This is a genomic window from Muribacter muris (assembly GCF_004569585.1).
Taxonomy (GTDB): domain Bacteria; phylum Pseudomonadota; class Gammaproteobacteria; order Enterobacterales; family Pasteurellaceae; genus Muribacter; species Muribacter muris.
On the sequence record NZ_SPPA01000036.1, the window covers coordinates 1 to 12317 of the forward strand.

Here is a 12317-nt window from a genome sequence, read left to right on the forward strand (position 1 = left end):
TTAATTCACCATTGCCATATTTTAGAAACGGGTAATGAATCTTATCGATTTAAACATCGTAATTAAGAAATAATAAAAGTGGATCACTTTTAAAGGATCTTTGTGGTTCAATTTTGGAAGATCATTGACAGACCGGCGATACTGTGGGGCGATTTTCTGAAAACAGTCGATAAATTGTTTTTCAAAGTCCATTGGATTACTCCTGTTAATAAAAATAGGGTAATCCACTCGGGGATTACCCCGAGGGTGAAGGTAAAAGTGCGACCAATGTTGATCGCACGTTTATTTAAGGTAGAAATTGAGGATTAAGGATTTCCGCAAGAGTCCAGATAGGTGTTGCAGGGAAACTGTTTTCATCAAGTCCGGTTTCCCGAGCAGCTGATAATACCGCTAATTCCCAAATATCTTGTAGAAACTCCTCATTATTGAGTTTAGATTTTAGTGAGGGAGAACGCTTTAAGCGTTTTTCAATCCGAGTACGTTGCTCTTTAATCGTGAGTAACCAACTCCGCCCCTGCCGATTAGGCTGATATTGCCATTTTAGTAAGTGCATAATTAATAACTCTAAACGGCTTTCGAGTTCCGATAACTCCGAATTTCCCATTGTTTCTAACTCCTCCGTTAAATGCTTTATATCTACTTGATCAAATACTCTTTGGCTTAAATAATAAGCCTGTTCATTTGCCCAAGCGTATAAATCTGATGCGTAAGCAATAGACATAGTGTACCTCCTGCTGAAACAGCGTGAATGTTATCCTGAATATTCTATGAATATTGAGGATAAGAAGTCAAATAGCTCATTTATTACACTTCGAATACTTCGTAACGCTCCGCTTGACGCATCACAGTCAGCGTATCAAACAGATAGTCACAGGCTTCACGGGCTTTCCCAGTTGCACGGAAAATCGCTTTTTTGTCAGACTTGAGTAGTTCAAGCCAACCGGCAATATAATCCGCACTGTGTGGCACGGTGTTAAAGCCAATATGGGCGCATAAGAATGCACCGCCCATTTCGGCGACCAGCTCCTCAAAGGCATATAATTTGTTACCAAATTTTGCTTTTCCGGAGGTGATCGCCTCACGCCCCAGTCGGGATTGATGACCGGTGGCGTGGGTCATTTCGTGCAATAACGTGCTGTAATAACCGGCTTCGGAATCAAACTGCTTCATTTCCGGCATTACTACCGTATCGGATCTCGGGTGATAGTACGCCCGATTGCTCGGTTCGGATTTCACAGTCAGCCCGATACCGTCTAACATTGTGTGAATATCGGCAAATTCCCGAAACTGCTTTTCATCTGCCGCTGCCGGCTCAATCGGATCAAACAGTTCAACAGGCAGTTTTTCACATTGCTCGATGTTAAACAGATAATGTTTTTTTAACATTGCAAAACGTTCTATTTCCGGATTGCCCGCTTCATCAAACAACGGGTTGCCGTCTGCATCACATTTTTCCCGCTCGACAGGACGATAGCTGACGACCCGAGTGGCTTTCTCGCCTTTGCGGATATGGCCACCGAGATCGGACGCTGCTTTTGCAGTAATCCACTTGGACTGCTGATAGCCGTTTTCCGCCGCAGAGAGCCACAACAGTATAATATTGACGCCACTATAAAAGCGGTTTGAGACGGCATTTTTAGGTAAACCCAAATGGCTGCCGGCTGCACACCAAGGTTGTAGCCAGGGGGTAGTGCCACTCTCAAGGGCTGCAATAATACGATCAGTGATGTCTTGGTAAAGGTCGAATTTTGAGGTTGAGGTGTTCATCGTGTTCTCCTAAATTGAAAAATAAAGGGAACACGCCCACAGGGGAACGGGTTCCCCAATGGGTAGGCTCACCCGAGGGTGAGGAAGTCGGTAAAATTAAACCGCAAGCGGTCTGGTTTGAGCAAAAGTTTGCGAATATTGATGAATGTTCTGTTTGGCGTGTTCAATCGCCTCACTAATCAATTCACTCTTATAACCTGAGAATTGTCTGTCTCCGGCATCAAAAACGAGGTTGATCCAATCACTTTCGCCCAGTGCAATATTGGTGCGGCGATCTCTGACAACGGCATATAATTCTGCACATTGTGAGCTACCGTCAATAAAGTCTTGGCAAAGTCGGATTACCGTATTGAATTGGTGACGAAACCGGTCGATTTCAGCTATTTCTTCCCGTATGAAGATGAAGCGGAGATAAAACGGCAGCGATAAGTTGTGATTTAAAATAAGCGTGTAACAGATTCATAATTGTGTTCTCCAATTAAAAAGGGGAAAACACATTTCCTTAGGGAAAGGTTTTCCCTAAGGGTGAAAAAGCAGATAGGTGAATGTAAAGGCTATTTTGTTTCTTTAGCGATTAACATAATCGTAAATGTTAATTTACAGACCAATCTTGATTATTGCTCCATTCATTTTGAATATAGCGAATCGGGATTTGGCGAATATCGACCAACAGCACTCGTTTCCAAGGCGTTGGTGAGACGATGGTGAAGTAGTATCCTATTTCAGTTGCCGCCTGTATTGCTTGATACATTTGGGTGAGATCCGTTTCGGGGGTTTCCCAATAGCTATCATTTGGCGAGACATTTAGTTGGTTTAACAGCTTTGTATCAATAAAGGCTTTGCGATAAACCAGCCCTTGTTGAATATTGCTTGTGATTTGAGCCTTAATGTCTTGAAGTGGATCACAAGCTGATTTTTGATAGGATTGATGATTTTTCCAATTGAATGGTTCATCAGATTTAAAAAGTTTAAGGATTGAGGTAATCATTGGGTTTCTCCAAAAGAAAAAGTGGAGAAACATCTTGCCCGGAGGGAAAATGATTCCCCACAGGGTGAAAATATACCGCTAAAGCAATTATAAGAAGAATAAAATTCCCCTTTGCGAGAGGTTAATTGCGATAGACTAGCAACGAACCGTCCGGTTGTTGTTTAACATTGAGAAAGCGGAAAAATCCATCGCCCATTTTGTTAATAAAACGGACGCTGCTTTCCGATGTATGACGGTTTTGCCAAGCATATAAAGCATTTGCTTCAATTTGTTTGGCTATATGATCTTGACTATGGATATTTTTGGGATCCAAAATGTCCGCAAGACAGGACAGTCTGATATGAATCATAGTGTTATCCTTTAAGTTATCTCCAAAGGGAAAACACCGATTGCCCACAGGGAAATAGATGTTTCCCTTGGACAGGTTGATAGATAAAGTATTGAAAATCCATTCCAAGTGTTGAGGCACTTGCTACCGCTTACAGAATGGTGTCGGTATTTAAGGGTAGTTCTTTATTTGGGTTGGTGAACCGACCAACAAAGGGAATGAACCAAATTCACCGCAGTGAACCCGTAGCTCAATTCAGACGCATCCGAACGCAGTTCTAAGCCACCTACTTTGTATCCGCAGATACAGAAGTTGAGATTATTATTATCCATTTAAAATTTGAAACAAGAAAAAACTATCAAGTCGGTTTGGAGAGTTTATAAACTCTCCAAAACTAAAAAAGACTTTCCAATTTAATCCCGTCTTCTCATATTTTAAGGTAAGCGTAAATTTCCTCTCTATGGAGCATTTATGCAAGCCAAAACATCTTTTTATATTGCGCCGTTACTGCTGTTTTCGGTAGTCGCCAGTGCGAATCCTGCTAATCAACTCGCAGATATAAAGGTTAAAGTATTTACCTCGCAGACCTATCCTATTCAACAATCACACCTTGCTGATGTAGTTTACCATTTAGACAGTGTAGAAAAATTGGAAGAGTCTTTTTTACCCAATCTATCTACTGATCCAACACAAGCTGAACAGCAAGTCCGTCAAGTAATGAAGACGACAGAATGGAAGCAGTTTGAGACCAAACTCAAAATAGCTTATCAAGGTGTCATTGAGGGCTGGAAACAAGGTGTGATGAAAATCCCTGCGGTGGTATTTGAAACATCAAACCCGGCATATTCATCGGTTATTTATGGCGAAACTGATGTGGGTAAAGCGATTGTGCTTTATCGTGATGATTTACTCAAACGAGGAAATTTCCAATGAATTTTGCAACAAAAACGACAAAAATAACCGCTTATTCTGCTTTGATCTGTTCTCTCTCGCTCTCATCAGAACCTGTCGCAGCGATTGAAGCAAACAGTATCAATACGGCAACAATTATGACTTCTACTGTCTCGCCAAGCTGCTCTGACTGGAGTGTAGTCGGGACGTGTTTTTGGCTTAAATGTGTCTTGTGGAAATGTAGTGTAAAAACTTCTGTCAAAGTGCATCATTTTATCCCTGAAATGGTGGTCTCGGTCTACAACCACGGCAGCCAAAGCCCGTGGATAGAAATGAAGTGGTTAAATCCGGGTGCAAAAGGCGGGATGAATAACCGCTTAAATCAAAAATATACTCAGTACCGTTTCAAAAATGCCGAAGCTATTGGTCATCCCGGTGGTATTGCAATGCAGATGATCAGTTCGTTCGGTTACTCCTGTGAAAGTCAAACTACGCCTTATGTCCCTTATTTTTTAAGTGCTTTGGATTATCTTGCGTGGAATCACAATATGCCTGAAATGTTTTATCCCGAAGCCCTCATACCCTATATGAGAGATATTGGTTCGGTAACGGATATGTGGGGAAATCTTTATCCCCGTTCCGGTAGCGTGACGCAAACCCACGATTATAAAGCAGCGGCGGTTATTGCCCAGCGAGTCGCTGACATTGTGAGCCGGACAGGGCAATTACACGTTTACTATCCCGTACAAAAAAGCGGCGGCAAAGGTAAATGGTATCCGAAAGAAGTCATCGAGGGGGATAAAAAAACCCATCGCTGGCAGCTCCTTTCACCCAAAATGGAACAAAGTTGCAATGTCTTTCCACACGGCGGTGATTGGGCTGCTCATTCTGATCGTTTCTCCAATACCGAAAATTACAGTTGGGCATTATGGCGACCTTATGCTTGCTGTAAGAAAGCGGGGCAAGTGTTTTTAGGGAATGTGGATTGGACAAGTACCCATACACATTAACTATAGAGTTATCAGTCTCTCTTTAATCATTAAGGACAAAAAATGAAAAAAGTAAAACAACTCAAATGTATGACCGCTTGCATCATACTCGGTATGACGAGTCGTGCTTATGCGGAGAGTAACACGATTGATGTTGGTAGTAATGTTAGCAATTTTATTGAAAATGCCACCGGTTATAAAACCGGTAGTGTAGGTATATCCGGTCATACAGAAAACTATCCTGTGCTGTCTGACTATATGCACTATGCTATCGGCGGTGGTAGTGCGATTTCTGCTCCGGCATCTCGTGGCAGCCCCCATCAATATGGCATCGGCATCGGCTGGAAATCTAACTTAACCTGTGGCAAATTTGACATTAAATTCTCGATTAAAAACCAATTAAATGGGATTACTGAGGGGTTCAAAGATTTGTATGGCAACATTATCCAATCAGCAACCAGAGCGGTTGCCAGCTTACCGGCAATGATCATACAGCGGGCAAATCCACAACTTTATGATATTCTTTCAAACGGGTTATATCAGGGTAAAATTGACTTTAATAACTTCAAAACCAGTTGTGAAGCAATGTCTAACCAGTTGGCTGACTTAGCAATGGATAGCAAATTAGCTAAAATGGCCGGGCTACAGCGGGCAGCCGAAATTGCAGAAACCGAAACGGATGCAATGGCCGCTCGGAAAAAAATAGACAAGAGAGATGCTGAGAAAGGCATTCCCTGGGTAGGCGGTGAGCAACGTGGGGGGAAAGATCAGAAACCGATGGCTATCGTTGCGGATATTGTCGGCGCAGGCTATAACCTGGCATTAGGACGTGGTCCATTAGAAAAAGGCGATGTGCCTATCGCAAGCTGTGATGGAATGCTTTGTACGGAATGGAAAAATCCGGAAGAAGCGGCCGCTTATGCGAATGAGATTCTTGGGGAGACCTTTCTAGACGCTTGTGCAACCTGCCAAGAGAGTCAGAGTAGTGCGAAAGCGGGGAAAGGGGTAGCGCATTTTATTGAGAAAACGACTATTGAAAAAGCGACTAAATTAGAAGCTGCGCTGAACAATCTTGATGGGCTAACACCGGAACAGCTCAACTCACTCAGTACCTCAACCGTTTTCGTTACTAAAGGTGTATTGGAAGCCATCGCTGCCTCGCCTGATGCGGCGCTATTAGGGGCAAGATTATCGCAAGAATTAGCCATTTCCAAAGAAATGGAAAAATTGTTGCTCATTCGCCGTGCAATGCTGGCTGGGATGCGTGAACCGAATGTGATCAAATCCTCTTTAGTAGAGGAAGCAGAAAGAAATCTCAAGTTACTTGACAGAGAAATTGAACAGGTTAAACTCGAGATGGAGTTGCAACGTTCAATCAATGGTAATACAGCGTTGGTTGCGATTACTCAGCGAATGAATGAGCAAGCCTTTGCGGTAGATGATAATAGTCTTGGTGACAGCAACCGCCGCTTTGCGAATTTAAGCAATCCGGCCGGGGCGAATAACTTGAATACCGGTGATGTGGCTAATTCTGCAAGACAAGCGGTCGGGACGAGGCATATCGTTATCCCAAAGTCAGACGGCACGGGGATGAGTGATTTTTACGGCACTTATAAAGCCTCCCCAACTAACATTGCCAGTAATGTAAATGTCGGAAACTATACTCAAATTGCCCAAGTCAATGGCAATGCCGCCGAGCAAGCGACCGCATTATTGAAACAATTTGAGGGTTATTTAGGTCAAGGTAAATGGGATGTTAATGCTTATCGAGCAGGGTATGGATCTGATACTTATACCACGGCAGACGGACGAGTACACCGAGTCGAAAAAGGCACTGTTGTCAGCCGTGAAGATGCAGAACGTGATCTAGCCCGAAGAATGCCGCAATTTATGAATACGGCAAGACGTAATGTAGGGGCTGATGTTTGGGAAAAATTAACACCCGCAGCACAAGCGGTACTCACATCTGTCTCATATAACTACGGCTCGCTCTCTAAATTGGAAAGTGTTCGGAAAGCGGCGGCAGCCTCCGCCCAATCAGGTGATATGACAGCATTGGCAAATTCAATCCGTAACTTGCAAGGGCATAATAATGGCATTAATGCTCGCAGACGTAACCAAGAAGCCGATTATATTGTAAACGCACAAAAAGGAAACTAACCTATGAAAAAACTTACCGTTTTAGCTTTATCAGTAGCTCTATTCTCAACAACAGCCTTTGCTAATAGTAACGTAGTGTATTCTTGCACAACGATGGAAAACCTCCCCGTTGTTGTGAAGAAAGAGGGGAATAATTACGTCTTTTCGTATGACAAAATGACATTTAAGAACCCAATAAAAGAGGCACTTAAAAACCCTGAATCAGAAATTGCCGGTGGTTCTCAATTTACTACAGCAACGCTAGAGTTGCGTAATAAAGGTTATTCTTACGTCATCGGACACATTGAGCCGAGAGGTAATCCAAAAGGGGCATTTGAGGCAAGTTTCACCTTGAAAGAAACCAAAACAGGTCGGGTGATTGAAACATTTGAATGCTTGCCAAACAAGCCTATCAAACATAATTTTGATCGCAAACTGATGCAAAAATCCGGCTTTGCAGCTTAATTAAATAATTAGCCCGCCTGTCTGAATAGTTAGGTGGGCCTTCTTTTAGCAACAATTCACGAAAACGTTTGTATTTCCCCTGTGTAGTCTATATATTGCACAAAAACTCCCTTGACACCCTAACACTTTCGGCGTACATTTGATACTCATATAACTGGAAGGAGCATACTATGCTATTCAAAGAAAAAGGTTATGACGAGTTTCTTGCCGAGCAAATTAAAGCGGGCCAAGAAGCGATAGCTAGAGGTGAAACCTTTACTCGGGAACAGATCAATAACGAATTAAATGTATTATTTGCTGAAATGCAAAAACGTCAGAAATCACGAGAAGATGAAAATTCGTTTGGGGTTGCTTATGCCTAAATCTTGGGAACTGTCATCAAAAGCAAAGTCTAACTTAGTTGAGATTTTAGAATCTGTGGAAGACTATACTGGACATTGGTTGAGTGCAGTTTCACTTTGGGAACAACTACAAAATAAACTTGATCTCATTGCATTTATGCCTACGATAGGCATACGTAGAGATGATGGCACATTGGAAACATTCTGCCGTAATTATCGTATTGTTTATGAGATACACCCCGAAAAAGTATATATTTTAACAATAATCCATTCTCGCCGTTTATATCCAAGACCATAAAGGAGCATAAACAATGTCTATAAAATCCAAACTTTCAGCCCTTGCAACAGCGTATAAGTCTGCTTGTGCCGATAGCAAGAATGCTTGGCAAAATACGGATTGTTCGATTTCTGACAGTGTTAAAGAAAGTACGAAGATTACATTTGCATTATGGGTAAATCCATCAATCAGTAATGAAGATGGCTATCGAATGGGGCATTCTGGGTACGGTTACTATTGTAACGACATTAAGATCCATAATTAATGACTTGAAAGGCGTATATTAAAATATACGCCTTATTATTTTGATATTACTTGTTCATTTTTGACTTATTCATTTTTGATATTTCTGATTTACTTGTGTTTATTCCGTCATTAGTGTTACTTTGAACAGTTCTGCCACCGCTATTAACAGCATTATCTAATCCTAACCCAGCTTTAATACCAGTCCAGCCTAAAAACGTAACCCACAATCCGGGTAAAAGCAAATACATCACATTAGTTAAGATATTTAATAAATACTCTTGTGTCGCACCACCTGTTTCGGTCAGGAACTCACCCAGGTTATCTATTTTAACCAGTTGTGATTTATCCGATACAAAACCAAACAAGGTTTCGTATAGCGACATATCAAGCCAAAATGCGATTTCCCACCAAAACGACAGGAAAAATACGGCAAACCAACCAAAGGTCATTGTCATCATTGCTTTCACACTATACCCACTAAATACAATGATAATAGGCATACTGATACTGATTGCAAAGAGTATCAGGCTTTGAACATACGGTAGTGATTGCTTGACTGAGTCAAACGCCGGGGCTGTGATAGCATTACCGACCGTACCGCCTACTCCGGCAATCTCTTTTGACGACATATTTCAAAAAATTGTAAAAGATCGTTCATTCCTGACATCTATTACCCCAACAAAGCTTTTTTGAAATCGTCAAAAGAATGATCAGGATTAAAAGTATATCCTACAGACTCTTTACCTTGATATGAACGCTTTAAAATGACCTGTTCAACTATTTCTTTATACTTATGAGAATAAAGCTCTACATAGAGCAATTCAACTTTTGTCGAAAATTTCTCTTTCATTATCAACTAAAATGCTCGGATCGTATTCAATGTTTAACGTTAAAAAACTTGTATCATCAAACCCTAATTCCGAATCTTGTTCATCAATAATTAGCAAATTATGTTCAACCATTCTTTCAAGGTACTCAAATACAGTATCGCTAGAATACATATTACTGAAAATCGAGTGAAATCCCTCAGGTGTAATATAGGTACTTAATAAAAAGGTATAAACTGTTTGACAAAAATCAAAGGGTAAACCTAATTCTGCGGCTTTTTTTAGAAAATTCTTTTCTTTACTCATCTGATTATCCATTGCCCTGATTTCTTCATCATTCATCATATATCTTGTTAAGTTGAACCCGTCTAAATTTATATCTGGCATTCTATTTGAAAATAATATTTCTCCTCGTTCAAAAAGTTCTGAATGTGGTATTGTTGAAACATAATACTGCTCGATTCTTTGCTTAAGCACACCATTAAAATAATATCCATCTTCAATTTCATTCCTACGAGGATTATCTTTAGAAATTTTGGCATAAAGTTCCATTTTTGGCGTACAACTCACAGAAGCCCAATCTTTGTGCCTCTCTGTGCTGTACGCTTGCCATAAACAGAAATTTTGCGACACACTATTAAATTTATTATCAAGCAGATGGAATGTGATGTAATGGAAATGGCTATGCTCAAAACCATTGTCAGTAATGGTTTTCCATTCTTCATAAACAGTGAATGTATTGATTTCATCCTCTTCGATATGAGCTAATAAGCCTATAAAGGCTTTATTTTTCCGTTTTCTACACGCAATATAGTAAGTTTTATTCGGGAATGGTCTTTTTAAAGCTAAATCTTCTATAGGAATGTCATATTCAAAACGATCATTTCCAGCCGTAATACTTAAACGCTCTAATGTGACTTTGGCATCTCTAAACGGATTGATAAACGTGGGCGTTAAATGGATGAGCATAGTGTTATATTTCCAAGTATAAGAATAGATACGAGAAATATAATAATCCCCGCACACAGAGAAAAGCCGAAACTCTCCAAATATCAGAGACAATTAATGATAAAATGCTTGCATTTTACTGCATAGACTATATATTGTACTAAACGGTACTTATCGCCTGGCAGATAGGTGGTATGCAAAAAATTATGGGAGTTTCCTATGACAGAAGAATACAAAAACTTTTTAACAAAGTAAGTAAAACAAGGACTTGATGACATTGAAAATGGTCGTGTTATTTCATTAGAAGAAAGTCGCCAGCTTTGTCAGAAAGCTATATATGAAACTAAAATAATTACCCCTGCCTGAATAAGTCGTAAGCTTTCTTTTAGCAATACCCCACTACTAAAATGTTTGTGTAGTCTATAACACATAAATATCCTTGACACTACAACACTTTAAGCGTAGATTCGATATGAATATAACTGAAAGGAACATACTATGCTATTCAAAGAAAAAGGTTATGATGAGTATCTCTCTCAGAAAATTGCTAAGGGGCGTGAAGAACTAGAAGCCGGGAAAGGCATTCCGCTTGATCAAGCAAAAATTTTGGTTCGAGCAACTATCGAAGAAACTGCTCAAGATTTAGCTGATTTTGAACGTAGTGTAGCGTATGCCTAAACCAGTAGTACTATCGCCTGAAGCGATTAATGATATAAGAGCCTGTGTCCGTCAAGTAATGATATATACAGGCTTTGAAAACAGTGGGATCAAATTACAAGAAGATATTTTTGCTAAAATAGACACTATCGGATTTATGCCTTCTGCTATTGGTCGAATCCGTGATGGCAAAACTAGGGAAGCATTTGTAAGAGGTTATCGAATTGTCTATGAAGAGCGAGAAGATCACGTTTGGATTATTGCTGTAATTCACTCAAGTAGAATTTACCCTAAAATAGGAGAGTAATGATGTCTCTAAAATCCAAACTTTCAGCCCTTGCAGCAGCGTATAAGTCTGCTTGTGCCAATAGTGAGACTGCTTGGCAAAATACGGATTGTTCGATTTCTGAAAGTGTCAAAGAAAGTACGAAGATTCAGTTTGCGTTATTTTGGGGATCGGTTGAAGCATATGAAACTCGTAAATTAAGAGAAGAAGTCAGTGCATTACGGAAAGAGTTAAGAGAAAGAAATCATTAAAAACTCGGTAGCTACTCTAATTTTTATATCTATTAAGCCGCTCACAACTATATAGAAGTTTAACTTTCCTCTCATTTATCCTCATTACTTTCACTCTTGACACTTCACTATTTTCGGCGTAAATTCCACCACAGCACTCAAAAAATTGGAGAATAACAAATGTCTCTAAAATCTAAATTCTCAACCTTTACGGCGGCGTATAAATCAGCATTGAAAAACAACAGTAATGATGAATGGAGTGAGGCGGGTAAAGGTATTACTGCAAAAGATACATTTAGCACAATAGGGAAAGGTTTAGCTTTTATTTCTATTGCTACTACAAAATCTTATTTATCATTACATAATGCTAGTGCAAGTGATAGATATGAAGAAGATGAATATAATAATGATGACGGCTATAGAATGGGACATTCTGGTTATGGGTATTATAGTGGCGATATAAAAATCCACGATTAATGTAAGTAATAAGGCGTATATTGTAATATACGCCTTATTATTTTTAACTTATTTATTTTACAACGGATTTACTTGTGTTTATTCCGTCATTAGTACCACTTTTAGCTTCTTTCGCTCCTCCTTGAATAGCGGAGCTTATCCCATTACCAACCTTAACTCCAGCCCAACTTAAGAAACCAATCCATAATGCTGGTATCACCAAATACATAGAATTAAGTACCATATTCATTGAAGCGTGTTCATCGCCCTCTCGGAAAAATTCTGCAACATCATCAATAATGTTTCCATTACCACCTAAGTGTCCGTACAGAGCTTGATAAAGAGAGCTATCTGTCAATGATCTTCCAAAATTGAACCACAAAGATCCTTTAAAAGTGATCCACTTTTATTATTTCTTAATTACGATGTTTAAATCGATAAGATTCATTACCCGTTTCTAAAATATGGCAATGGTGAATTAA

Annotated in this window: 20 protein-coding genes; 11 read left to right on the forward strand and 9 right to left on the reverse strand. The window is 39.9% G+C overall.

What is annotated here, in order from left to right:
- Positions 1-286: 286 nt before the first annotated feature.
- From E4T80_RS11750 to E4T80_RS13040, 5 genes are all read right to left on the reverse strand, one after another.
- Positions 287-721 carry a DUF29 domain-containing protein gene (locus tag E4T80_RS11750; protein WP_135058597.1) on the reverse strand — a complete coding sequence of 145 codons (435 nt, stop codon included), beginning with the start codon at positions 719-721 and terminating at the stop codon, positions 287-289.
- Positions 722-804: 83 nt separating this feature from the next.
- A complete protein-coding gene (locus E4T80_RS11755) occupies positions 805-1767 on the reverse strand; it encodes an ArdC family protein (protein ID WP_135058598.1) in 963 nt (320 codons plus the stop codon).
- Between the two features lie 592 nt (positions 1768-2359).
- A complete protein-coding gene (locus tag E4T80_RS11760) occupies positions 2360-2755 on the reverse strand; it encodes a hypothetical protein (protein WP_135058599.1) in 396 nt (131 codons plus the stop codon).
- A 121-nt stretch (positions 2756-2876) separates the two neighbouring features.
- Entirely contained in the window at positions 2877-3104 is a 228-nt protein-coding gene (locus E4T80_RS11765; RefSeq protein WP_135058600.1) for a hemophilus-specific protein, read from the reverse strand.
- A 164-nt stretch (positions 3105-3268) separates the two neighbouring features.
- Positions 3269-3415: a hypothetical protein gene (locus E4T80_RS13040; protein WP_194186352.1), complete on the reverse strand. Its 147-nt coding sequence runs from the start codon at positions 3413-3415 to the stop codon at positions 3269-3271.
- Positions 3416-3554: 139 nt separating this feature from the next.
- On the opposite strand from E4T80_RS13040, the gene E4T80_RS11770 reads away from it, so the two are divergent.
- The 7 genes from E4T80_RS11770 (at position 3555) to E4T80_RS11800 (ending at position 8450) form a co-directional block, all read left to right on the forward strand.
- Positions 3555-4016 (forward strand): TIGR03757 family integrating conjugative element protein, encoded by a 462-nt coding sequence (locus E4T80_RS11770; RefSeq protein ID WP_135058601.1) that lies wholly within the window; start codon positions 3555-3557, stop codon positions 4014-4016.
- Positions 4013-4984, forward strand: a complete 972-nt coding sequence (locus E4T80_RS11775) for a TIGR03756 family integrating conjugative element protein (protein ID WP_135058602.1) — start codon at positions 4013-4015, stop codon at positions 4982-4984. The genes E4T80_RS11770 and E4T80_RS11775 overlap by 4 nt, the downstream gene beginning before the upstream one ends.
- A 42-nt stretch (positions 4985-5026) precedes the next feature.
- Entirely contained in the window at positions 5027-7123 is a 2097-nt protein-coding gene (locus E4T80_RS11780) for an integrating conjugative element protein (RefSeq protein ID WP_135058603.1), read from the forward strand.
- A 3-nt stretch (positions 7124-7126) separates the two neighbouring features.
- Positions 7127-7567, forward strand: a complete 441-nt coding sequence (locus E4T80_RS11785) for a hypothetical protein (protein WP_135058604.1) — start codon at positions 7127-7129, stop codon at positions 7565-7567.
- Between the two features lie 170 nt (positions 7568-7737).
- Complete coding sequence (locus E4T80_RS11790) at positions 7738-7929, forward strand: hypothetical protein (protein WP_135058605.1); 192 nt, start codon at positions 7738-7740, stop codon at positions 7927-7929.
- Positions 7922-8206, forward strand: a complete 285-nt coding sequence (locus tag E4T80_RS11795; RefSeq protein ID WP_135058606.1) for a type II toxin-antitoxin system RelE/ParE family toxin — start codon at positions 7922-7924, stop codon at positions 8204-8206. The genes E4T80_RS11790 and E4T80_RS11795 overlap by 8 nt, the downstream gene beginning before the upstream one ends.
- 13 nt (positions 8207-8219) lie before the next feature.
- The gene (locus E4T80_RS11800; RefSeq protein WP_135058607.1) at positions 8220-8450 is read left to right on the forward strand and encodes a hypothetical protein; all 231 of its coding nucleotides are present in this window, start codon (positions 8220-8222) and stop codon (positions 8448-8450) included.
- Positions 8451-8496: 46 nt separating this feature from the next.
- On the opposite strand, the gene E4T80_RS11805 is transcribed toward E4T80_RS11800, so the two are convergent.
- The 3 genes from E4T80_RS11805 to E4T80_RS11815 are packed head-to-tail and all read right to left on the reverse strand — an operon-like array spanning position 8497 to position 10227.
- Positions 8497-9060, reverse strand: a complete 564-nt coding sequence (locus tag E4T80_RS11805; RefSeq protein ID WP_135058608.1) for a conjugal transfer protein TraG N-terminal domain-containing protein — start codon at positions 9058-9060, stop codon at positions 8497-8499.
- A 41-nt stretch (positions 9061-9101) separates the two neighbouring features.
- The gene (locus E4T80_RS11810) at positions 9102-9281 is read right to left on the reverse strand and encodes a hypothetical protein (protein WP_135058609.1); all 180 of its coding nucleotides are present in this window, start codon (positions 9279-9281) and stop codon (positions 9102-9104) included.
- Positions 9253-10227, reverse strand: coding sequence for a DUF6012 family protein (locus E4T80_RS11815; protein WP_135058610.1), 975 nt, complete (start codon positions 10225-10227; stop codon positions 9253-9255). The genes E4T80_RS11810 and E4T80_RS11815 overlap by 29 nt, the downstream gene beginning before the upstream one ends.
- A gap of 477 nt (positions 10228-10704) precedes the next feature.
- On the opposite strand from E4T80_RS11815, the gene E4T80_RS11820 reads away from it, so the two are divergent.
- From E4T80_RS11820 to E4T80_RS11835, 4 genes are all read left to right on the forward strand, one after another.
- On the forward strand, positions 10705-10884 hold the full coding sequence (locus E4T80_RS11820; RefSeq protein ID WP_135058611.1) for a hypothetical protein: 180 nt from the start codon (positions 10705-10707) through the stop codon (positions 10882-10884).
- The gene (locus E4T80_RS11825) at positions 10877-11170 is read left to right on the forward strand and encodes a type II toxin-antitoxin system RelE/ParE family toxin (protein WP_135058612.1); all 294 of its coding nucleotides are present in this window, start codon (positions 10877-10879) and stop codon (positions 11168-11170) included. The genes E4T80_RS11820 and E4T80_RS11825 overlap by 8 nt, the downstream gene beginning before the upstream one ends.
- A gap of 2 nt (positions 11171-11172) precedes the next feature.
- A complete protein-coding gene (locus E4T80_RS11830) occupies positions 11173-11400 on the forward strand; it encodes a hypothetical protein (RefSeq protein ID WP_135058613.1) in 228 nt (75 codons plus the stop codon).
- 159 nt (positions 11401-11559) lie between these two features.
- Positions 11560-11856, forward strand: a complete 297-nt coding sequence (locus E4T80_RS11835; RefSeq protein ID WP_135058614.1) for a hypothetical protein — start codon at positions 11560-11562, stop codon at positions 11854-11856.
- Between the two features lie 52 nt (positions 11857-11908).
- Here the strand turns inward: E4T80_RS11835 and E4T80_RS11840 are convergent, their stop codons facing one another.
- Complete coding sequence (locus E4T80_RS11840; protein ID WP_209304380.1) at positions 11909-12193, reverse strand: conjugal transfer protein TraG N-terminal domain-containing protein; 285 nt, start codon at positions 12191-12193, stop codon at positions 11909-11911.
- Positions 12194-12317: the final 124 nt, after the last annotated feature.

Bases quoted from the DNA above. Each gene is read 5' to 3' on its own strand.
- E4T80_RS11750 (WP_135058597.1), bottom strand. From the start codon at position 721: ATGTCTATTGCTTACGCATCAGATTTATACGCTTGGGCAAATGAACAG.
- E4T80_RS11755 (WP_135058598.1), bottom strand. From the start codon at position 1,767: ATGAACACCTCAACCTCAAAATTCGACCTTTACCAAGACATCACTGAT.
- E4T80_RS11760 (WP_135058599.1), bottom strand. From the start codon at position 2,755: ATGATTACCTCAATCCTTAAACTTTTTAAATCTGATGAACCATTCAAT.
- E4T80_RS11765 (WP_135058600.1), bottom strand. From the start codon at position 3,104: ATGATTCATATCAGACTGTCCTGTCTTGCGGACATTTTGGATCCCAAA.
- E4T80_RS13040 (WP_194186352.1), bottom strand. From the start codon at position 3,415: ATGGATAATAATAATCTCAACTTCTGTATCTGCGGATACAAAGTAGGT.
- E4T80_RS11770 (WP_135058601.1), top strand. From the start codon at position 3,555: ATGCAAGCCAAAACATCTTTTTATATTGCGCCGTTACTGCTGTTTTCG.
- E4T80_RS11775 (WP_135058602.1), top strand. From the start codon at position 4,013: ATGAATTTTGCAACAAAAACGACAAAAATAACCGCTTATTCTGCTTTG.
- E4T80_RS11780 (WP_135058603.1), top strand. From the start codon at position 5,027: ATGAAAAAAGTAAAACAACTCAAATGTATGACCGCTTGCATCATACTC.
- E4T80_RS11785 (WP_135058604.1), top strand. From the start codon at position 7,127: ATGAAAAAACTTACCGTTTTAGCTTTATCAGTAGCTCTATTCTCAACA.
- E4T80_RS11790 (WP_135058605.1), top strand. From the start codon at position 7,738: ATGCTATTCAAAGAAAAAGGTTATGACGAGTTTCTTGCCGAGCAAATT.
- E4T80_RS11795 (WP_135058606.1), top strand. From the start codon at position 7,922: ATGCCTAAATCTTGGGAACTGTCATCAAAAGCAAAGTCTAACTTAGTT.
- E4T80_RS11800 (WP_135058607.1), top strand. From the start codon at position 8,220: ATGTCTATAAAATCCAAACTTTCAGCCCTTGCAACAGCGTATAAGTCT.
- E4T80_RS11805 (WP_135058608.1), bottom strand. From the start codon at position 9,060: ATGTCGTCAAAAGAGATTGCCGGAGTAGGCGGTACGGTCGGTAATGCT.
- E4T80_RS11810 (WP_135058609.1), bottom strand. From the start codon at position 9,281: ATGAAAGAGAAATTTTCGACAAAAGTTGAATTGCTCTATGTAGAGCTT.
- E4T80_RS11815 (WP_135058610.1), bottom strand. From the start codon at position 10,227: ATGCTCATCCATTTAACGCCCACGTTTATCAATCCGTTTAGAGATGCC.
- E4T80_RS11820 (WP_135058611.1), top strand. From the start codon at position 10,705: ATGCTATTCAAAGAAAAAGGTTATGATGAGTATCTCTCTCAGAAAATT.
- E4T80_RS11825 (WP_135058612.1), top strand. From the start codon at position 10,877: ATGCCTAAACCAGTAGTACTATCGCCTGAAGCGATTAATGATATAAGA.
- E4T80_RS11830 (WP_135058613.1), top strand. From the start codon at position 11,173: ATGTCTCTAAAATCCAAACTTTCAGCCCTTGCAGCAGCGTATAAGTCT.
- E4T80_RS11835 (WP_135058614.1), top strand. From the start codon at position 11,560: ATGTCTCTAAAATCTAAATTCTCAACCTTTACGGCGGCGTATAAATCA.